Source organism: Gemmatimonadaceae bacterium, assembly GCA_020852815.1.
GTDB lineage: Bacteria > Gemmatimonadota > Gemmatimonadetes > Gemmatimonadales > Gemmatimonadaceae > SCN-70-22.
On the sequence record JADZAN010000047.1, the window covers coordinates 1 to 19,440 of the forward strand.

General features: G+C 68.3%; 16 protein-coding genes. 10 read left to right on the plus strand and 6 right to left on the minus strand.

The features are described 5' to 3' along the window. Positions 1 to 361 precede the first annotated feature (361 nt). Complete coding sequence (locus IT359_21230; GenBank protein ID MCC6931526.1) at positions 362 to 2,374, plus strand: Ig-like domain-containing protein; 2,013 nt, start codon at positions 362 to 364, stop codon at positions 2,372 to 2,374. A gap of 188 nt (positions 2,375 to 2,562) precedes the next feature. Here IT359_21230 and IT359_21235 read toward each other — a convergent pair whose 3' ends face one another. Both IT359_21235 and IT359_21240 read right to left on the minus strand, forming a co-directional pair. After that, positions 2,563 to 3,000 carry a hypothetical protein gene (locus IT359_21235; GenBank protein ID MCC6931527.1) on the minus strand — a complete coding sequence of 146 codons (438 nt, stop codon included), beginning with the start codon at positions 2,998 to 3,000 and terminating at the stop codon, positions 2,563 to 2,565. 113 nt (positions 3,001 to 3,113) lie between these two features. Further along, positions 3,114 to 4,565, minus strand: a complete 1,452-nt coding sequence (locus IT359_21240; protein MCC6931528.1) for an alkaline phosphatase family protein — start codon at positions 4,563 to 4,565, stop codon at positions 3,114 to 3,116. A gap of 247 nt (positions 4,566 to 4,812) precedes the next feature. On the opposite strand from IT359_21240, the gene IT359_21245 reads away from it, so the two are divergent. After that, complete coding sequence (locus IT359_21245) at positions 4,813 to 5,733, plus strand: TIGR00730 family Rossman fold protein (protein MCC6931529.1); 921 nt, start codon at positions 4,813 to 4,815, stop codon at positions 5,731 to 5,733. After that, the gene (locus IT359_21250; GenBank protein ID MCC6931530.1) at positions 5,730 to 7,031 is read left to right on the plus strand and encodes a deoxyhypusine synthase; all 1,302 of its coding nucleotides are present in this window, start codon (positions 5,730 to 5,732) and stop codon (positions 7,029 to 7,031) included. The genes IT359_21245 and IT359_21250 overlap by 4 nt, the downstream gene beginning before the upstream one ends. Before the next feature lie 71 nt (positions 7,032 to 7,102). On the opposite strand, the gene IT359_21255 is transcribed toward IT359_21250, so the two are convergent. Then, positions 7,103 to 7,561 carry a hypothetical protein gene (locus tag IT359_21255; protein ID MCC6931531.1) on the minus strand — a complete coding sequence of 153 codons (459 nt, stop codon included), beginning with the start codon at positions 7,559 to 7,561 and terminating at the stop codon, positions 7,103 to 7,105. An 88-nt stretch (positions 7,562 to 7,649) separates the two neighbouring features. Further along, complete coding sequence (locus IT359_21260) at positions 7,650 to 8,528, minus strand: MBL fold metallo-hydrolase (GenBank protein MCC6931532.1); 879 nt, start codon at positions 8,526 to 8,528, stop codon at positions 7,650 to 7,652. Positions 8,529 to 8,741: 213 nt separating this feature from the next. Between IT359_21260 and IT359_21265 the strand changes: the two genes are divergently transcribed. The 3 genes from IT359_21265 to IT359_21275 all read left to right on the plus strand — a co-directional run bounded on the left by IT359_21265 (position 8,742) and on the right by IT359_21275 (position 10,876). Beyond that, complete coding sequence (locus IT359_21265; protein ID MCC6931533.1) at positions 8,742 to 9,218, plus strand: GreA/GreB family elongation factor; 477 nt, start codon at positions 8,742 to 8,744, stop codon at positions 9,216 to 9,218. Between the two features lie 128 nt (positions 9,219 to 9,346). Beyond that, complete coding sequence (locus IT359_21270; protein MCC6931534.1) at positions 9,347 to 10,087, plus strand: carboxypeptidase regulatory-like domain-containing protein; 741 nt, start codon at positions 9,347 to 9,349, stop codon at positions 10,085 to 10,087. A gap of 150 nt (positions 10,088 to 10,237) precedes the next feature. Then, the gene (locus IT359_21275; protein ID MCC6931535.1) at positions 10,238 to 10,876 is read left to right on the plus strand and encodes a hypothetical protein; all 639 of its coding nucleotides are present in this window, start codon (positions 10,238 to 10,240) and stop codon (positions 10,874 to 10,876) included. A 23-nt stretch (positions 10,877 to 10,899) separates the two neighbouring features. Here IT359_21275 and IT359_21280 read toward each other — a convergent pair whose 3' ends face one another. Further along, entirely contained in the window at positions 10,900 to 12,618 is a 1,719-nt protein-coding gene (locus IT359_21280) for a glycerol-3-phosphate dehydrogenase/oxidase (GenBank protein ID MCC6931536.1), read from the minus strand. 15 nt (positions 12,619 to 12,633) lie between these two features. Continuing rightward, a complete protein-coding gene (locus IT359_21285) occupies positions 12,634 to 14,184 on the minus strand; it encodes a hypothetical protein (protein MCC6931537.1) in 1,551 nt (516 codons plus the stop codon). A 273-nt stretch (positions 14,185 to 14,457) separates the two neighbouring features. On the opposite strand from IT359_21285, the gene fadI reads away from it, so the two are divergent. The 4 genes from fadI (at position 14,458) to IT359_21305 (ending at position 19,437) form a co-directional block, all read left to right on the plus strand. After that, the gene (gene fadI, locus IT359_21290) at positions 14,458 to 15,750 is read left to right on the plus strand and encodes an acetyl-CoA C-acyltransferase FadI (GenBank protein MCC6931538.1); all 1,293 of its coding nucleotides are present in this window, start codon (positions 14,458 to 14,460) and stop codon (positions 15,748 to 15,750) included. Between the two features lie 19 nt (positions 15,751 to 15,769). After that, on the plus strand, positions 15,770 to 17,920 hold the full coding sequence (gene fadJ / locus IT359_21295) for a fatty acid oxidation complex subunit alpha FadJ (GenBank protein ID MCC6931539.1): 2,151 nt from the start codon (positions 15,770 to 15,772) through the stop codon (positions 17,918 to 17,920). Between the two features lie 381 nt (positions 17,921 to 18,301). After that, on the plus strand, positions 18,302 to 18,817 hold the full coding sequence (locus IT359_21300) for an RNA polymerase sigma factor (protein MCC6931540.1): 516 nt from the start codon (positions 18,302 to 18,304) through the stop codon (positions 18,815 to 18,817). Then, positions 18,814 to 19,437 carry a glycogen-binding domain-containing protein gene (locus IT359_21305; protein ID MCC6931541.1) on the plus strand — a complete coding sequence of 208 codons (624 nt, stop codon included), beginning with the start codon at positions 18,814 to 18,816 and terminating at the stop codon, positions 19,435 to 19,437. Before IT359_21300 ends, IT359_21305 begins: the two co-directional genes overlap by 4 nt. Positions 19,438 to 19,440: the final 3 nt, after the last annotated feature.

The following is a 19,440-nucleotide window of genomic DNA, read 5'->3' on the forward strand; positions in this document are numbered from 1 at the left end:
ACCTTGGCACTGTTGTTCTCCGTGGTCCTCCGTGCCTCCGTGCGTCCTCCGTGTTCAAGGGTTTGAGTAGTTGAACTTCGTTGACCGCTCGCCGTACCAGCGCTTTCGCGCGCTTGTCTTTCCGCCCAGCTACAAGACCATTCCACGATGATTCGCAGCAATCCTGGCAGTCGTTGCGATGCTGGTGTTTCCAAGTGCTTTCAACACGGAGGACACACGGAGGAACGGAGGTACACGGGGAAGACCTTGGCACTGCTGTTCTCCGTGGTCCTCCGTGCCTCCGTGTGTCCTCCGTGTTCAAAGGTTTGAGTAGTTGAACTTCATTGACCATACGCCCTCTCGACCACGTCCCAGTCTCCCCATGCGACCAGCCCATACCCTCCTCCTCATCACTCTCGCCAGCGCCGCGCCCCTCGGCGCCCAGGCTCCCGAGGTCGCGAAGATCGTCGTCGCCCCGACGAAACCCACCATGGTCGCCGGCGACACGTTGCGGCTGAGCGCCCAGGCGCTGGATGCGAGTGGCCAGCCGGTCCCCGGCGTGCGCATACGATTCCAGGCGCAAGGCGGGCGCTTCGAGGGGACGGTAGATACGCTGGGACTCGTCGAGTCGGGCGCGACGGGGACGCTCCCCGTCGTGGCGGTGGCGATCATTCCCGGTGCGCGTCCCAAGGTCGAACGCTTCGAGGTGCGCATGGTCGCCGGCCCCGCGGCTTCGATCACGCCGTCGCACGGCGCGCTCAAGCTTGCCCTGGGACAACGGCTGCGGCTCGGCGCGCAGGTCTTCTCCAAGACCAACGACCTCCGCGCGCAGGACCAGGTCGCGTGGAGCTCGTCCGCGCCTAACGTGGCCCGCGTCGACCAGGATGGGATGGTCACCGGCGCCGCCGCGGGAAAGGCGACGCTCACGGGAAAGGCCGGCGCCGCCACGGTCAAGGTCCCCGTCGAGGTCGTCGGCGCACAGGTCGCGTCGCTCGAACTCCTCCCCGCGCGCGTCGATGCGCGGCAGGGAGACGTGCAGCGCTTCCGCGCCACCGCCAGGGACGCGCGGGGCAACACCGTTGCCGGGCTCTCGACCTCATGGTCGTTCTCGCCGGGCGAAGGCTCCATCGAACAGGACGGGACCTTCACGGCCTACACACCGGGTGAGTACGTCATCACCGCCGTGCAGGGGGCGCGCACCGCACAGGCGGTCGTGCGCGTCGGCGCGCGCGAGGTCCGCCGAGCGCTCACCGTCGTTGGGCGACTCCCGCGCATGCGCTTCACCACCGAGGAAGTCTGGCTCCATCCCAACGGAAAGGTCGCCTACCTCGGCTCCGGCGGCGGCGGAGACGTCATGGTGGCCATTGACATCTCCGACCCGTCCAAGCCCGTCATCACCGACTCCATCGTCAGCAACACGCGCCGAGTCAACGACGTGATGACGACCCCCGACGGGAAGTTCCTCGTCTTCACGCGCGAAGGGGCCAGCGACCGCAAGAACGGGATCGTGATCTGCTCGCTCGAAGACCCGCTGCACCCCAAGGTCATCTCCGAGTTCACCGAGGGTGTGACCGCCGGCGTTCACTCCGCCTTCATCTTCCAGCAGGAGAAGTACGGGACGCACATCTACCTCACCAACGACGGCACCGGCGCGCTGCACGTCATCGACATCAACGACCCCTACAAGCCGAAAGAAGTGGCGCAGTGGCGCACCCCGCGCTCGTTCGGCGATGCCGGGCGCACGCTGCACGACATCGACGTGCAGGGCGGGCTCCTCTACGCCTCGTACTGGAACGACGGGCTGGTGATCCTCGACGTTGGCAACGGAATGAAGGGGGGCACGCCCAGCAATCCGCAGTTGGTGTCGCAGTACAAGTACGACCTCAACTTCCTCTACCGCGACGTGGAGGCGAGCGGAGGCCCCGGCTTCATCCGCGGGACGCACACCGCGTGGCGCCACAAGAACTATGTCTTCATTGCCGACGAGGTCTTCCCCAGTGAAGGGGTGAAGGGGGCCAAGGATGCCTCGGCCGGGCGTGCGTATGGGAGACTGCAGGTCATCGACGTGAGCGACATGGCCAAGCCGCGCTCGGTCGCCTACTACGAGCCGGAGTTCGGCGGCGTGCACAACGTCTGGGTCGCCGGCGACACGCTCTACATGGGCGCCTACAACGGCGGCTTCCGCGCCTTCGATATCTCGGGCGAGCTGCGCGGTGACCTGCGCGCCCAGGGGCGCGAGATCGGCCACCTCAACACCGCCGACATGGATGGGCGCGTGAAGAACACGGCCATGACCTGGGGCGTCGTCGTGAAGAACGGCCTCGCCTACGTCAACGACATGTACAATGGGCTTTGGATCGTGCGCATCGAGCCGAAGGCGCAGGTTGTGCCGTAGTACGAGAGGACGCCTTCTGCTACGTGAGAAAGGAGAACGCCCGGTCGGGAGGGAGCTTCCGGCCGGGCGTTTGCGATTGCTGGAGAAGACGAGATGCCTGCCCCAGCGAAGGCTGGGGACGAGAAGCAGCCCCGGCGAAAGCTGGGGACGAGAAGCCTGCCCCCAGCGAAAGCTGGGGACCCGCCGGACTATCTCCGCTTCGTCGTGATCAGCACTGCCCCCTTGGGATAGCCGGTGCCGAAGCGCGTCGTGGCGTCGGGGGGGCTCAGGAAGCGAATCTCCTTGATCGAGAGCGCGGCGATGTTCGTCGCCTGGTCTATCGTCCCGACCAGGATGTCATCCACACGCAGCATGATCGCCACCGGGCCGCCGGCAGACGCTTCGAGCGTCACCGCGCCGCGCCCGCGTAGCATCGCCGGCCGCAGGCGCTGGATGGCATCGAGCGCATTGGTCGCCCCCGACGCCTCGATCTCATCGCTGAGGATCACGTTGGCGCTCCCGCGCGCGGGGGAGCCGGCCGTTGTCTTCGGGCCGCCGCCTGACACCGACCCGGCCGCGCTTCCGCCACCGCCACCACACGCTACGCCCAACAGTGCCGCGCCGAGCAGGAGGGTGCCGCGTCGCATCGTCATATCCTCGTTCGTTGGAGTCGGCCGGCGGCGTGGCGCTGCGCGCACACTCCGGTGACGGCTGCAAGTCGGCTGGAAGCCATCCCACACCTGCTATGGCCTCTACGCTCTCACCCCAGTGCGCTCAACGCAAGGCTCCGCCCCTCGGCGACAAACGACTCACCGTCGAGTCCGGCCGGCGCGGGGACCCCAAGCGCCGCCAGCGCACTGGGCATCACATCCACCGTGCGGCGCGGCGGCTGCGCCACCGGGTGGTTCGTGAGCAGCGGGACCAGCATGTGGTCGCGGTGCAGCGCGCCGTGCGACGATCGATGCGGGATGGGCTCGTAGCGGTCGCGGAAGTCCCACCCCGGCGCCGCCGACACCAGCAGGTCGCCGGCGCGCGCCGCCGTGGCCAGGTGGGCAATCTGTACGACGCTGTCGGGGTGGTCGCCGTCGATCGTCGCGTCGAACGCCTCGCGCGCCGTGGCGCCGTCCAGCGGCGCGATGCCTAACGGGTTCCCCTCCAGCGGGTGATACCCGTAGCGCTCCCCCTCCTCCCCCGGCTCCATCGACACCATCGCCCGCCCCCCGGTGCGCGAGCGCACCTCCGCCAGCCCCGGCGCGTGCGGGAGAATGAGCAGGTCCACCGACTCGCGCGCCAGCAGCGCCTCCGCCACCCCCCGCCAACGCCCCTCCAGCGCCGGCCAGTACGGGCGCTCGCTGCGCGAGAGTTCCAGGTACACGTGCGCCATCGCGTTCCCGCTCACCATCACCGCCACCTCGTGTCCAGTCCCCAGCGTCCACGGGTGCGCCAGCGTGCGGAACCCCCACCGCTCCGCAAACAGCACGGCGAGGTCGTCGTGCCGGTGCACGGGCGAGTGTCCGTGATCGCTCACGATCCACAGGTGCAACGACTCCCAGCGCCCGGCGCGCTCGGCATCGTGGCGCAGCGCCGCCACCACGGCGTCCAGGTTCCCCATGGCGCGGCGCACCACCGCGGTGTCGTGCCCTCCTGCATGCGACGCCTTGTCGATTCCCGTGAAGGCCGCGAAGACAAAGTCCGGCTCGTCGCGGCGCACGCGCCGCACCACTTCGGCGCCAATGTCGCGGTCGATCGCCAGCCAGCCTCGCACGTCGCCCAGAAAGTGCGTGCGGGCTGCGCGCGCCACGAAACGCGCGCCGCGCCCCAGCCGGTGCACGTTCGGCAACCCGCGCCCAATCACCGTCAGCGCCCCCAGCGACGAGTCGGCGTACTCGAACAGGGTGGGGGCGCCGGGGTCGAGGTCGCGGTCCACGTGGCGCATCCCCAACCCCACGTAGCTCCGCGCATGCGCCATCCACGGCGCAATGCGGCGGGTCCGATCGTACCACCGCAGCCCGGGAAGGCCCACCCCGCCGGGAAAGCGTCCCATGAGGAAGGGCGTGTACGCCACGCCGGTCACCGACGGCCAGGCGGTCGTCACCGTGTGCATTCCGCCGTCGCTCCGCAGGGCACTGAGATGCGGCAGCGTGCCGTCGTCCATTAACGCGCGCAGCGTATCGGGACGGGCACCATCGGCGACGAGAATGATGACGGGCACAGCGAGTGACGAGCGCGAAGGCTGTGGAGAGGGGGAGGGGGGGAGGGAGACCGACGGTTGTTGCGAACGATACGTATCGCCGCTCGGGCAACGCCTGCCATCAGGGCTTGCGATCAACTTCCACGATCAGGGCGTACGATCAACGCCTGGGTGCGGGAGAACGATTCCGCCCCATCGTGTGATACGCTAAGCTCCTGCGCGTGTTGCGCGCATGGCGCGCCCAACTGCTCACGATCTTAACCGCGAGATGGCCCAGCGTAAGCAACAGCGGCGCCGCGGCGCCCAATCCATCGATCCCGAGCGACTGGCCGACGCCGGCAAGGAAGCGCTGGAGGGATTGAAGGAGCGCACCGAGATTGGCCACCGGGCCGCGGGGCGGCGCCCGCCGTCGGAGTCGTCCCCCGCCCGCACCAGCGGCGCGCACCGCGTCATTGACGACACCATCCGCGACCCGCTCCCGCTCACCGAGGACGCCAAGCTCCTCCAGCCCGTGGTCTCGGGCGAGTCGTTCACGCGCTCCGACCCGTGGCGCGTGATGCGCATCCAGAGCGAGTTCGTCGAGGGCTTCGACACGCTGGCCAAGGTGACGAAGGGGGTCACCATCTTCGGCTCGGCGCGCACCGGCCCCGACGATCCGCAATACCAGGCGGCGCTGGAAACGGCGCGCCTCCTCGCCGAGGCGGGCTTCGCCATCCTCACCGGCGCCGGCCCGGGGATCATGGAGGCGGCCAACAAGGGAGCCAAGCTCTCGGGCGCCCCCTCCATCGGCTGCAACATCGAGCTCCCGTTCGAGCAGGGAGCCAACCCGTACGTCGATACGCTCATCAACTTCCGCTACTTCTTCGTGCGGAAGACGATGTTCATCAAGTACTCGAACGCCTTCGTCATCTTCCCCGGCGGCTTCGGGACGCTGGATGAGCTGTTCGAGGCACTCACCCTGATCCAGACGGGGAAGATCTACCAGTTCCCCGTGATCCTGTTCGGGACACACTACTGGGCCGGGCTCATTCGCTGGCTCAACTCGCGAGTCCTGGTGGAGAAGAAGATCTCGCCCGGCGACATGGACCTGCTACTCGTCACCGACGACCCCGAGGAAGCGGCGCAGGCAGTGATTGCCGCATATGGGGCGCAACTCAGCGCGGCGCGCGCGCGATTGGAGGAACCTTGATCAAGACGCAGAAGACGAGAAGACGAGAAGACAAGAGCGTAGCGAGCGCCCCAGCGAAAGCCGGGGCCCATGCAGCCGAGGGGCGCAGCCTCGGGCACAAGGCGTCGCGCATCGGGGCGACGGTGAAGCGCGCCTCTGCGTCGGGGCCCAAGTCTTCGCAGAAGAAGGCGGCCGAGGCGCGGGAGAAGTCGGGGAAGGCGCACACGGCGGGGGCGGCGTCGCGCTTCCTGCGCGGCGGGCGCATCGATCCGCGCAGGATCAACGGGAAGGAGAAGGTCGTCGACCTCATCGACGGGACGTACCTCGCCTACAACGGCGGGCGGCTCCGCGAGGCGTGCCAGCTCTTCACCGAGAAGATGATCGACCCCTCCGTCACCATCGGCCTCACCATGACCGGTGCGCTCACGCCGGCCGGGCTGGGGATGGCGGCGGTGATCCCGCTCATCGAGGCGGGTTTCGTCGACTGGATCATCTCCACCGGTGCGAATCTCTACCACGACACGCACTTCGGGCTCGGGCTCGCCATGCATCGCGGCAACCCGCAGACCTCGGACGTGATGCTGCGCGAGGAAGGGGTCGTGCGCATCTACGACATCTTCTTCGACTACGACGTCCTCCTCTCCACCGACGCCTTCTTCCGCGCTGTGGTGCAGGGGCCGGAGTTCCAGCGCGCCATGTCGAGCGCCGAGTTCCATTGGCTGTGCGGAAAGTACGTGCGCGAGCGCGAGCGCAAGCTCGGAATCGGGCAGAAGTCGCTGCTGAGCGCCGCCTACAAGTGCGGCGTCCCGATCTACACCTCGTCACCCGGTGATTCGTCGATCGGGATGAACATCGCGGCGCTCTCGCTCGACGGGAACAAGTGCACCATCGACCCCAACCTCGACGTGAACGAGACGGCGTCGATCGTCCTCAACGCCAAGCGTACCGGGGGAAAGAGCGCGGTCTGCATCCTGGGTGGCGGTTCGCCCAAGAACTTCGCGTTGCAGACGGAGCCGCAGATCCAGGAAGTGTTGGGCATCGACGAGAAGGGGCACGACTACTTCCTGCAAATCACCGACGCGCGCCCCGACACCGGGGGGCTGTCAGGTGCAACGCCGGCCGAGGCGGTGAGCTGGGGAAAGATCGACCCCGATCGCCTCCCCGACGCCGTGGTCTGCTACCTCGACTCGACGGTCGCGCTCCCGCTCCTCACGTCGTACGCGTTGGCAAAGAAGGCCAAACGCCCGCTGCGCCGCCTGTATGACCAGCGCGAGGCGATGATGGCGCGCCTGCGCAGCGAGTACGAGAAGACCAGGTAGCCGCACCGCCCAACGTGCGACGGGGGAGCCGATGGGCTCCCCCGTGGTCGTCTGCGCCCCGCTCGGCGGCCCTAACGAGAAAAGGTGTAGCGATCGCCCACGACCGACGCCTTCCCGCGCAACAGCGACACCAGGCTGGTCGTGTACGTCCCGGCAAAGAGCGTGTCCGACGCCTGCTGCACCAGGGCCAGCGCCGTCCCGCTGCGGTGGAAGGCGCCGCGAATGGTCACCGTTCCGTTGGCCGGCTGCGTCCCGTTTGCCGAGCTGCGTAGCGCGAGCGAGAAGATGAAGGTCGAGTCGGGGCCGAGTGTCAGCGCCCCCTTCCGCACCTCGACTGTCCGCCCCTCGGAAATGAAGCTCGCGGGGATGTTGATGTCGTCGGTGGTCGCCAGCGCATAGACCTCCCCGGTACCGGTCACCGGCTCGGGTGACGTGGCGTCGAGGCTCCCGCCGCAGGCAGCGGCAAAGGCGGCGGCGAAAGCAGCCAGGGCGACGGATGGGACGAACAGGGCGCGATGGAAGGACGGCATCGAAGTGGAGTTCCGGTCTCGGGGTACAAAGAACAAGCAAGTGGCCCGGCTTTCTTGCGGCAACCCCGGGGCTGCCGCCGCCAGATCGTTAGGCGCCAGCGTCGCGGTCAGCGTCGCCGCCGCCAGCGCCACTCTCGGCGCGCGCGGCCGGTGCGTCCGCCACGTCGGCTGTGGCCGCCAGGTGCGACGACTCGTGCAGGATGGCGCGCACCAGCGAGGCGCGCGAGTACTCTCCAAACGATACATAGTCGGTCGATTCGCGCGCGCCCAGCACCTCGCGCTCGATGCGCGACGGCGGCGCCCCCTCGCGCGCCATCGAGGTCACCCGCGCAATGATCTCCTCGGTCCAGTCCGCCTTGGCACGCAGCGCTGCGAGTGCATCGGGAAGGAGCCCGCGGTGCGCATCGAAGACGCGCGCCGGCTGCAACGCCAGCACGCGCCGCAGCGACGCCACGAGCGCGCGCGGCGACTCGTCGTGATGCGCCACGCGCACCTTCACGCCAATGAACAAGTCGCCCGCGAAGAGCGACCCGGTCGTCCTATCCCACACGACATGATGATCCGCCGAGTGCCCGGGCGTCGCAATCAGCTCCAACCCGTCGACGTCGAGCGGGGTAATGAGAGCGGAGAAGGGAAGAGGCTGCCCCCAGGTCCACCGCCGGTACACCGGTATCCGCTCGGCGGCACGTGAGCGGGCCAGCGTATCGGCGTGGGCCGCGACCGGAATACCGCGGCGCACCACTCGGTCGAGGTTTCCGGCGTGGTCCTCGTGCCAGTGCGTGACCATCACCCCCTGCAACCGCTCGCTGGACAACAGGCGCTCGACGTCGTCCCCTATTCCGGGGAAGCCGGTGTCGATCATCACGCCGCGCACCAGGAAGGCACTCACCGCGACCCCCACCGTGCGTGAGCGACGAGTCGACATCTCGAGTCGCACGACATCGTCGTGGCGGTGTATGCGGATCATGCGCGAAGTGTAGCGGGTGCGTTGCGGAGGTGCGTGCGGCGGTGCGTTGCGGCGGTGCGCGAGTCGATGCGTGCGTCCCCATCTCCACCCCGCCCCCCGCGCCCCGTCGCCCGAGAATTGAAATCGGTACACGACGCGCTTAGGTTTCATCCAGCGACGCGCCCGGCCACCCTCAGACGGCCGGGCGCACCCTTTTATTGCCGGTAGGGTCCCATGCTCGAAGCCCTCAAGCACAAACTCGGCGCCGAAGTCGAGAAGCTCCAGCACGAGCTCAACGTCACGCTCCCCAACGAGATTCGCAAAGCGGTCGAGCTGGGGGACCTGCGCGAGAACTCCGAGTACAAGGCGGCGCTCGAGCGCCAGCAGTTCGTGCAGGCGCGCCTGGGACAGCTGCGCCAGCGCCTGAGCAAGCTCGCGCAGGTCGACATGTCGATGATCCCGGCCGATCGCGTCGGCCTGGGCTCCAGGGTCAAGGTCGTGTGCCAGGACACGCAGGTCACCGAGTCGTACACCCTCGTCTTCGGCGACGCCGATCACTTCGACGACGGGCACGTGACCATGTCGTCGCCCATCGGGCGTGCGCTCATCAACAAGGCGGTGGGCGAGGTTGCCTTCCTCAAGCTCCCGGCGCGCACGCGCAAGCTCAAGATCATCGAGTTGATCACGATCCATCAGGCCGAGGAGCTGTAGGGTCGAGGCGACACGCCGCCACTCTCGCGGGGTGTCGTCTCGCACCACCTTCGTGGCGCAATTCACCGCATGGCACCCGCGACCATTACGCGGGTAGAAGGCGACAGGACCCTCTCGTCAGGAAGACCATGCACGCCCTCGTTCGCATTTCCCTTCTGGCAGGTACGGCGCTCGTGACGGTGGGAGGCGCCGCGTCGGCGCAGACCATCGATGGGATCATCGTCGTTGGTGCCGACAAGCGCCCCGTGGCCACCACCAAGGTCGCCCTCCTCGACCGGCGCCAGAACGTCCTCGACACCATCACCACCGACGTCTTCGGCGGCTTCACCTTCACCGCGAAGAAGCCGGGGAAGTACATGCTCCTCGTCAGGCGCAAGGGATACTATCCCGTGCTCACCGACGACTTCGACCTCCTCAAGGACGAGACGCGGCGCGACACCATCTACATCACCGGCAAGGCCGCCGAAACGAGCGTGCGCGACGCGATCGCGCACGACGTGCGGCGCGTCTTCAACTCCGTCTCCGGGGCCGGGATGCAGCGCTTCCTTGGACCCGACGACATCGAGGAGATGCGCTCCCGCGCCTTCTCCCTCGGCGATCTCATTCGCGACGGGCGCCTGGCGGGGCTCCAGTGGTACAACCCACCCAGTGGATGCCTCCGCTTTTCCGGCTCCTCGGGGTGCGCGCAGATCTTCCTCGACGGGCTCCCGGTCTTCGTTCGCGTCGACGCCATCTCGGCCAGCGACATCGAGGCCATAGTCGCGTTGCGCGACATGGAGCTCGGTGTGGCCGCCACCACACGCGGCAACATGGACAACTCGCGCTACGGCGCGGTCCTGGTCTACACCCGCCGCTTCACGGTGCGCTGATGGCCGACGCACCGCTCGCGCTCCGTGCGCGGTCCGTGCGGACACCGCCAGCATACCGCTGGTCCCTGCACCACCACGCGCGCCGGAGCTGCAACCTCCGGCGCGCGTTTTCCGTAGGGGGGCGCAACCCGTCCCGACCGGAGTCCCGCCATGTCCTCCCAGCGCGCTTTCGCCGCCCTCCCGCTCGCCACGCTCCTCGCCGTCGCCGCCTGTTGGTCGGGGCGCAAGGATCACGAGGCAGCAAGCCGGGACGCGGAGTCGTCGGTTGGTCTCGCCGTCTCGAGCGACTCCGGCATCAGCGTCGATGCCACGCTGGGCACGGACAAAACGGTGCGTGCCGCCGGGCCGAGCTTCACCGAGGCCAGTGACGGCTCCGTGTCGATGACGTCCACCGACGGCGCCGTCGTCATGTCGCTGCGCCACGATTCCGTGGTGGTCGCCTTCTCCGATTCGGTGCGCAACAGCGTGAAGGCCGAGATCGACAAGTCGATGAAGGAGGATGCGCGCGACAAGGACGAGGGCGCGGTGGCCGACCTGATCAAGGGTGTGGTGCAGAAGTCGGTCACCGTCGGGCTGGGCGAGATCCTCAACAAGGCGCGCGGCTTCCAGGTCTCGTCGCTCAGCGACGTGCGGTACAAGGACGGCGCCATCGAGTTCGACTACGTGAAGGAGCCCACCTGGACCTTCACCGACATGAAGCTCGACAAGCGCCCCATCCTCGAGTCGTTCCACCCCGCCGATGCCGCGCGCTTTGTGGGGGCCGTGCGCGCGCACCTGCGCAGGTCGTGACGGCGCGCGCGCCGGACTCGCCGTCAGCTGCCAATCGAGAAGATCCGCGCGACCTCGCGCTCGTAGCGTACCAGCTCCGCCGTCACCTGCGCCGCGTCCCATCCGAGACGCGGCGCAAGTCGCGTTGCCAGCCGGCCGGCGGCGGCCACGCCATGGTCGCGCAGCTCGAACGCGAGGTGCGTGCGCCGCAGCAGCACGTCGCCTAACGTCATTGCCATCTCGTGCGAGAAGGCATAGGCGGCTTCGGCGAGCGTGTACGGGTGCGCGTCGTCCATCCGCTCGCGCAACCAGGGATCCTCGCGCGTGAGCTGCCAGACGTGGCGCCAGTCGCACCCGTACGCCGCCGCCAGCCGCATGGCGATCGCCTCGTCGCCCACGCCGACCCTCGCATCCGCTTCGGTCGCCGAGAGCGATTGCATCGCCCCGCCCGGGAGCACCACCTCGCGGTTGGGGCGCCCGGGGCGGTCCTCGAGCCCTAACTGTTGGCAGGCGCGGTCGACCACGTCCTCGGCCATGGCGCGGTACGTCGTGAGCTTGCCGCCGGTGACCCACAGCACCCCTTCCGCCCCCTCCGCAATCGTGTGCTCGCGCGACGCGCTCCCCGCCTCGTGGTCGGCAAGCGATGCGGCCAGCGGGCGAATCCCGGCCCACGCCGAGATGACGTCGACGTCCCGCAGCATGGCGGCGGGAAAGTTCGCGTTGCACGCGTCGAGCAGGTAGCGCACCTCCTCGCGCGTGGCGCGGATCTCGTCGGGGCCTGCCTTCGCCGGCGTCTCCGTCGTCCCGACAATCGCCTGCTCCCCCGCCGGGAGGACGAACATCACGCGACCGTCGCTCGGCGCCACGAGGGTGATTGCCGACTCGTTCCCGATGCGCTCGCGCGCCACGGCGATGTGCGTGCCGGCCGAACCGAGAATTGCACGCGACGGTGCGTCGTCGGCATCGGACGGCGTCGTGGCCGCACGCCCCGTTGGCCCTGGCAACTCCAGCCGCTGCAACGCATCGGTCCACGGCCCCGCCGCGCTCACGATGCATCGTGCCCGCACCGTCACGTCGCCCCCGCCCACGAGGTCGCGTACGATGGCGCCGGTCACGCGTCCGGTGCCGTGCAGGAGTGCGGTGACGGCGGTGTAGTTGACCACCGCGGCGCCGGCCGCCACCGCGCCCAGCGCGTTGGCCAGCGTTAGGCGCGAGTCGTCGGTCGACGCGTCCCAATAGGTGGCGCCGCCCACGAGCCCCACCGTGGTGAGCGCCGGTTCCCGCGCCATCACCGCCTCGCGCGTGAGGCGACGATGATTGCCGACGTTGCGAAAAAGCGCCAGCGCGTCGTACAGCGTGAGCCCCGCCAGGAGCTTCCACTGCGCCACCCGCGCCCCCTCGTACACCGGCCAGGTGAACGACAGCGGCCGCACCAGGTGCGGCGCCAGCCGCAACAGGCGCCGCCGCTCACGGCTCGACTCGAAGACGAGGTGCAGGTGCCCGTGCTCCAGGTAGCGCACCCCGCCGTGCACCAGGCGCGACGAACGGCTCGACGTCCCGCTGGCAAAGTCGCCCTTCTCCACCAATGCCACGCGGAGCCCGCGCAGCGCCGCGTCGCGCGCCACCCCGCACCCCACGATCCCGCCGCCAATGACCAACAGGTCGAATGCTTGCGCACTGGTGTGGGCATTGGACCGCGCGCTCGACGCCGCGAGGGCGCCGAGCGCGCGCGACCGCCAGGCGAACGGCAACGCGGCCGCCATGGCGTCGGTCATTGCCTAACGCTTTGCCGGCTGCCCGGGCCTCGGCGTCGTGCGGGCGATGAACTGGCGAATGTCCTCGTTCGACGTCGCCAGGTCTTCCCGCCGCAGGTACATCATGTGTCCCGACCGATATCCCTTCCACATCATCCGGTCCTGCACGCGCCCCGCCGGATCGAGGTTCCACATCGAGTACTTCGCGTTGAAGTAGTCGGTGCCGCCGTCGTAGTAGCCCGACTGCACCATCAGGTTGAGGTATGGATTCTCCGACAGCGCCTGCCGCAGCTGTTCCCCCGTCTGCTCGCCGCTGCGGTTCCACGGGTTCACCGGGCCAAAGAGCCAGTACTGCAGGTCGGTCTTGAACTTGAGTTCCTCGCGCAGGTAGTGGTTGATGGCCGGGGCGAAGGCGTGGTTCCAGGCGGTGAGCGCGGGGTCGAAGTCGGGAGCGCTCCCCGCATCGGTGCGGTCCAGCCCCTGATAGCGCGAGTCGAGGCGCCCAACTGTCACGCCGCGCCCGCGCAGCAACTCCTTCCAGAAGAACTGCGTCGGGACGTTCATCGCGTACTCGCCCACGACCTTCTCCGACAGTCCGCTATAGCGGGCGAACTGCTTGACCAGCTCCGCGCGCTGCGCCGCCGGGAGCGATCCGCCACGTGCAATGCCCGGGAGGAGCTTGTCGATCGTGAACGTCTCGACTTCGGGGAGGAGCTGCTCCAGGTCGCGCGACTGCAGGTCGTTAGGCAGCGCCTTGTGGTACCACGCCGTGGCGGCGAAGTACGGCAGCCGCAACGCCGCCGACGCCGGCCCATCGCGCTCCACACCCAGCCCGGTGGGCGAGACCAGGATCACCCCGTTGAAGAACATCCAGTGCGACGATTGCAGCCGCGCCACGAGGCCGGCCACGCGCGTCGTCCCGTAGCTCTCGCCGATGAGGTACTTGGGCGACGTCCACCGCCCCTTGCGCGTGACGAAGGCATCGACCCAGCGCGCCAGGTAACTGATGTCCTCGTTCACCCCGAAGAACTGCTCGCGCCTGGCATCGCCGATGATGCGCGAGAAGCCCGTGTTCACCGGGTCGATGTAGACGATGTCGGCGACGTCGAGGATCGAGTTGGGATTGTCCTGCACGCCGTACGGCTGCAACGGATACCCCTCGTCGTCGATGCGCAGCTGCTTGGGCCCGGTGTAGGCGATGTGCATCCACACCGACGCCGACCCCGGCCCGCCGTTGAACGAGATCACCAGTGGGCGCGCGTCGCGGTTCGCGACGTCGGTGCGCTCGTAGTACGTGTAGAACATGGAGGCGATCACCGCCCCCTTGTCGTCCCACACCGGCTGCGTCCCGACCGTCACGCGGTACGGAACGGCCTTCCCCTTGATGCTGACCGTATCGGCCGAACGAAAGGACGTGTCCGCATAGATGCGCACCCCGGCCGGATCGGCGGGGGGGCGCGGCGTCGCGGCCGCCCCCTGCGCCCCCGCCTGCGCGGCTGGCGCCCCCTGGCGCTCGGGCGTCCCGCCCTGCGGGGGACGCTGCTGCGCAGGGAGAAGGGGCGCAGCCCCCATCAACGACAGAATGAAGACTGCAGGTACCGCACGCCGAACCCGAGTTGATTGCATCGCACGCCAAGGTGTTGGAGAAACCGTCGCATCGACCGGAACGCCACTCGCCCCGGTATGCCTCTCAACGCAGAGCCGCCCCCCCTTCGCTGACCGAACACTCCCGCCTCCGCGCCGCAGCCCAACGTACTGCGCGAATCCCCCCTGCGCGCGATATTGCCAGAGGTCGGACCGCGCCTCGCCGGCACTCCCGTCCCCCGTCTCCCGTCTCCCGTCCGCAGTATGCCCCCTCCCATCGGCCGCCGTGTCGCCATCGTCGCCGGCGTGCGCACCCCCTTTGCCCGATCGGGGACGGTCCTCAAGTCGCTCTCGGCCATCGACCTGGGCCGCCTCTCGGTGGCCGAGTTGATTCAGCGGACCAATCTCTCCGGCGACGCGGTCGACGCGCTCGTGTTCGGTACTGTCGTCCCGTCGGTCCTCGCCCCCAACATCGCCCGCGAGGTCTCGCTCATCCCGCACCTCCCCAAGGGAGTGCAGGCATACTCGGTGAGCCGTGCCTGCGCCAGCGCCAACCAGGCCATCACCGACGCCGCCGACCAGATCGCGTTAGGCCACGCCGACGTCGTCATTGCCGGCGGCGCCGAGTCACTCTCCAACGTCCCCATCCTCCACTCGCGCGGCTTCTCCGACGCACTCGTCGCCGCGTCGCGCGCCAAGTCATTGGTATCGCGCGTGCAGGCGCTGGCCAGGATCCGCCCCCGCGACCTGATCCCCGTCACACCGGCCATCGCCGAGCCCTCCACCGGCGAGACGATGGGGCAGAGTGCGGAGAAGATGGCCAAGATCAACGCCATCCCGCGTGAGGCACAGGACGCGCTGGCGCTGCGCTCGCACCGCAATGCGCATCGCGGGACGAAGGATGGGCGCCTGACGAGTGAGATTGCTCCCGTCTGGATCCCGCCGCGCTTCGAGCAGTCGCTCGCCAGCGACAACGGGATTCGTGAGGATTCGTCGCTCGAGGCGCTGGCCGCACTCAATCCGGTGTTCGACAAGCGCTACGGGAGCGTGACGGCGGGGAACGCCTCACCGCTCACCGACGGTGCCGCCGCGGTCCTCCTCATGAGCGAGGAGCACGCGAGGGCGACAGGCTACGAACCGATCGCCTTCATTCGCTCGTATGCGTACGCCGCGGTGGATCCGGGGGAGCAGCTCCTCATGGCCCCGGTGCTCGCTGCCCCCATCGCGCTCGCGCGCGCCGGCCTGACGCTGCGCGACATGGACCTCATCGAGATGCACGAGGCCTTTGCGGCGCAGGTCCTGTCGAACATCCAGGGACTTGCCTCGCGCGAGTGGGCGGCGCGCGCCGGCTTCTCCGAGCCCACCGGCGACGTCGACGAGTCGCGCCTCAACGTCATGGGCGGCTCCATTGCCATTGGCCACCCCTTTGGCGCCACCGGTGCTCGCATCACCACGACGCTGTGCCACGAACTCGCCCGCCGCGATGGTCAGTTCGGCCTGATGACCGTCTGCGCCGCCGGCGGGTTGGGCTTCGCCATGGTCGTGGAACGGCCGTGAACAGAGGACCAGACGAATCATGAGCGCGCTATCGCTGAGCGTCGAGGATGCCATCGCCACCATCACCTTCGACCGCCCGGACGAACCCGTCAACAAGTTCTCCCAGGCGGTGAAGGACGAGTTCCGCGTTGTCTTCGGACAGTTGGAGCGCGATCAGTCGATCGTCGGCGCCGTCCTCCTCTCGGGGAAGCCCGATTCGTTCATTGCCGGTGCGGACATCGGCGAGTTCCTCTCATGGAGCACGGCGGCGCAGGCCGAGCAGGCCTCGCGCGATGGTCACGCCCTGCTGGAAACGCTGGAGCAGCTGCGTATCCCCGTCGTTGCGGCGATTCACGGCGCGTGCATGGGGGGCGGGTTGGAAGCGGCGCTCGCCTGTGCCTATCGCATCGTCTCCGATCACCCGAAGACGGTGCTGGCGCTGCCCGAAGTGCAGCTGGGGATCTTTCCCGGCGCCGGCGGCACGCAACGCCTTCCGCGCACGGTGGGGTTGCAAGCGGCGCTCGACATGATCCTCTCGGGGAAGAACATCCGCGCCCGCAAGGCGCTGCAGATGGGATTGGTGCACGAGATGGTGCATCCGTCCATCCTGCGGCGCATCGCCGTGCAGCGCGCGCGCGAGATCGCCAATGGCACGCGCGATCGCAACCCGCCGTCGCGCAAGCACGACGCCAAGGCGCTCCTCCTCGACGACAACGCGGTCGGGCGCGCCATCGTCTTTCGCCAGGCGCGCGAGATGACGATGGCGAAGACGCGCGGGAACTACCCGGCGCCGCTCGCTGCGCTGGAGGCGGTCGCCGCAGGCTTCCACTACCGGGAGAAGGGGTATCGCGAGGAAGCGCGCCTCTTTGGCGAGATGGCGATGACGCCGGTGTCGCGCGAGCTGATCGGGATCTTCTTCGCCTCCACCGCCCTCAAGAAGGACAGTGGCGTGGGCGATGCACCCGTGGCGACGCAGCCGGTCCGCAAGCTCGGCATCCTCGGCGCCGGCTTCATGGGGGCCGGCATTGCGACTGTTGCCGTGCAGCAGGGGACGCTGGTGCGCCTCAAGGACGCCGACCTGGCGCGCGTGGGGAAGGGGCTGGCCGCCATTCGCGAGGTGTTGCGGGACGGCGTCGCGAAGAAGCGCATCACGCGCCTGCAGATGGAACACCAGTTGCTCCTGGCGGGAGGAACGCTCGACTATTCCGGCTTTGGCAATGTAGACCTGGTGATCGAGGCCGTCTTCGAGGACCTGCACGTCAAGCAGCAGGTGGTGCGCGAGGTGGAGGCCGTGATCCCGCCGCACGCGATCGTGGCGTCGAACACCAGCACGATCCCCATCGCCCGCATTGCCGAGGCGTCGCAGCGCCCGGAGCGCGTCCTCGGGATGCACTTCTTCTCCCCCGTGCACAAGATGCCGCTCCTCGAGGTCATCGTGACGCCGCGAACGGCGCGCGACGTGACGGCAACGGCGGTGGCATACGGGAAGATGCTGGGAAAGACCGTCATCGTCGTGCAGGATGCGCCGGGCTTCTACGTCAACCGCATCCTTGCCCCCTACCTCAATGAAGGTGGACGGCTGGTCGACGGCGGCGCCGCCATCGATGCGGTGGACAACGCGATCCTCGACTTCGGCTTCCCCGTTGGCCCGATCACCCTGCTGGATGAGGTCGGGCTCGACATCGCCGGCAAGTCGGGGGCGATCTTCATCGAGGCCTTTGGCGAGCGACTCGCCCCGTCGTCGACGCTGCGCAAGGTGGTCGAGTCCGGGCGACTGGGCCGCAAAGGGCGAAAGGGCTTCTACCTCTACGATGCGGAAGGGAAGAAGGGGGGCGTGGACGAGTCGGTCTACGCCTTCACACCCGGCGGTGCGCAACGCGTCGCGGTCCCGGCGCGGGAAATCCAGGATCGCTGCGTCCTGTCCATGGTGAACGAAGCGGTGCGCTGCCTGGAGGAGGAGATCATCCGTTCGCCGCGCGACGGCGACATCGGCGCGGTCTTCGGGATCGGCTTTCCACCGTTCCGCGGCGGCCCCTTCCGTTACATCGATGCCGTGGGGGCCGGGCACGTCGTCGATCGGCTGGAGGAGCTGAATTCCCGCTTTAGTGGGCGATTTGTCCCGGCCGAGTCGCTGGTGCACATGGCGCGCAAGGGCGAGCGCTTTCACCCGCAGGGAGTTCGTAGCGCCTGAGGTCGATGATCGGCGCACCGACGAGCGCGCTTGGTGTTTGTGCGACAGTTGGCCGACGAAACGTGCGCTGTGCGTGAGGCGCGATGTGACGGTGCGCACAAACGCCTAACGACCCGATGGCGCGCTGTGGTGTACCCTCGCACTTGGGAAGGCGAGTCGTCAGATTGTCTGGGCGCCCCCTGCCGAATGCACACTCCGAGCGGCGGCACCCCACCGGGGATCGGCGCCGGACGCCCCTCGATTCCGAAGCCGATGAGGCTGTGTAAATCGTTGGGGGACTGGTAGTTGTACGGTCGGGTCCGGCGACTTGTTACGTGATATTGACCAATGGCGATTTCGCAGGGTCTTCCATTACAGAGCGACGACGGCGACGCCGAGGTCGTGGCACGGGTTCTCGCGGGTGATACCGCGGCCTACGCCATCCTCGTCGGACGCTACCGGGCACAGTTCGCGCGCTATGCGACGCGAATGCTCGGGAATCGGGAGGATGCGGAGGAGGCGTTGCAGGATGCCTTGCTCCGGGCCTACCGGTCGTTGGCCAAGTGCGATGACCCGGCGCGGTTTGGCTCGTGGCTCTTTCGCATCCTGGCCAATCGCTGTCGGACGGCAGGGACGCGGCGGGGGCGGCGCGAACGGACGTTCGTGCGGGATGAGGTGGCGCTGCTCGATGCCGCGGAGGAGCACCCGGAAGCGCAGAATGCGTGGCGTGAGGAGATCCATCGGGCGCTGATGATGCTCGAGGACGACCAGCGCGAGGCATTCCTGCTCAAGCATGTGGAGGAGCTGGGCTACGAGGAAATGGCGGAACTCACCGGAGTCGGTGTATCCGCGCTCAAGATGCGAGTCAAGCGAGCCTGCGAACGCCTACGGGCGCTGTTGCAGGAGGTGCAACGGTGATGGTACACGACGACGACTTCGACCCATTCATTGCCGAGATCGCCCGGGAGCTCAAGGCCCCGGTCGGGATCGACGCGCGGTTTGACCAGCGCGTCATGTCGGCAATCGAGCCGGCGGTCATCCCGATCACGGTGTACCGCTCCAACGGCACGGCGCGGCCGTGGTATCGTCGCACCTTCTCCTTCTCGGTGTCGCAGGTCGCGGGGATGGCGGCGGCCGCCGCGCTGGTCGGTGTCGTGTCGATGCAGGCCATGAAGTCCGGGCACCAGGCGCCGTCGCCGGTGACCGTTGCTCCTGGCGGCGAGCTGGCGATGCAACCGGTGGCCAAGGTCACCCGCGATCCCAACGCGCCCGTCCCCATGCAGTTCATCCTCGTCGCACCCGAAGCGTCCACGGTGGCGCTCGTCGGCGATTTCTCCGACTGGGATGCCACGCGCTTCGCGATGGAGCGCGTCTCGCCGGAAGGGGCCTGGGTGATCACCGTCCCGCTGGCGCCGGGGCGTTATGAGTACCAGTTCGAGGTCGACGGCAAGCTGCGCATCACCGATCCCACGCGCCCGCAGACGTCGAGCGACTTCGGCTCGGCCAATTCGGTCGTCACGGTCGAGGCGAGGAACTGAGCC

Excerpts from the sequence above, each read along its gene's own strand:
- IT359_21245 (MCC6931529.1), top strand. The coding sequence starts at position 4,813 with ATGGCCCAGCGTAAGCAACAGCGGCGCCGCGGCGCCCAATCCATCGAT.
- fadJ (MCC6931539.1), top strand. The coding sequence starts at position 15,770 with ATGAGCGCGCTATCGCTGAGCGTCGAGGATGCCATCGCCACCATCACC.
- IT359_21280 (MCC6931536.1), bottom strand. The coding sequence starts at position 12,618 with ATGGCGGCCGCGTTGCCGTTCGCCTGGCGGTCGCGCGCGCTCGGCGCC.
- IT359_21255 (MCC6931531.1), bottom strand. The coding sequence starts at position 7,561 with ATGCCGTCCTTCCATCGCGCCCTGTTCGTCCCATCCGTCGCCCTGGCT.
- IT359_21230 (MCC6931526.1), top strand. The coding sequence starts at position 362 with ATGCGACCAGCCCATACCCTCCTCCTCATCACTCTCGCCAGCGCCGCG.
- IT359_21275 (MCC6931535.1), top strand. The coding sequence starts at position 10,238 with ATGTCCTCCCAGCGCGCTTTCGCCGCCCTCCCGCTCGCCACGCTCCTC.
- IT359_21260 (MCC6931532.1), bottom strand. The coding sequence starts at position 8,528 with ATGATCCGCATACACCGCCACGACGATGTCGTGCGACTCGAGATGTCG.
- fadI (MCC6931538.1), top strand. The coding sequence starts at position 14,458 with ATGCCCCCTCCCATCGGCCGCCGTGTCGCCATCGTCGCCGGCGTGCGC.
- IT359_21265 (MCC6931533.1), top strand. The coding sequence starts at position 8,742 with ATGCTCGAAGCCCTCAAGCACAAACTCGGCGCCGAAGTCGAGAAGCTC.
- IT359_21235 (MCC6931527.1), bottom strand. The coding sequence starts at position 3,000 with ATGCGACGCGGCACCCTCCTGCTCGGCGCGGCACTGTTGGGCGTAGCG.
- IT359_21270 (MCC6931534.1), top strand. The coding sequence starts at position 9,347 with ATGCACGCCCTCGTTCGCATTTCCCTTCTGGCAGGTACGGCGCTCGTG.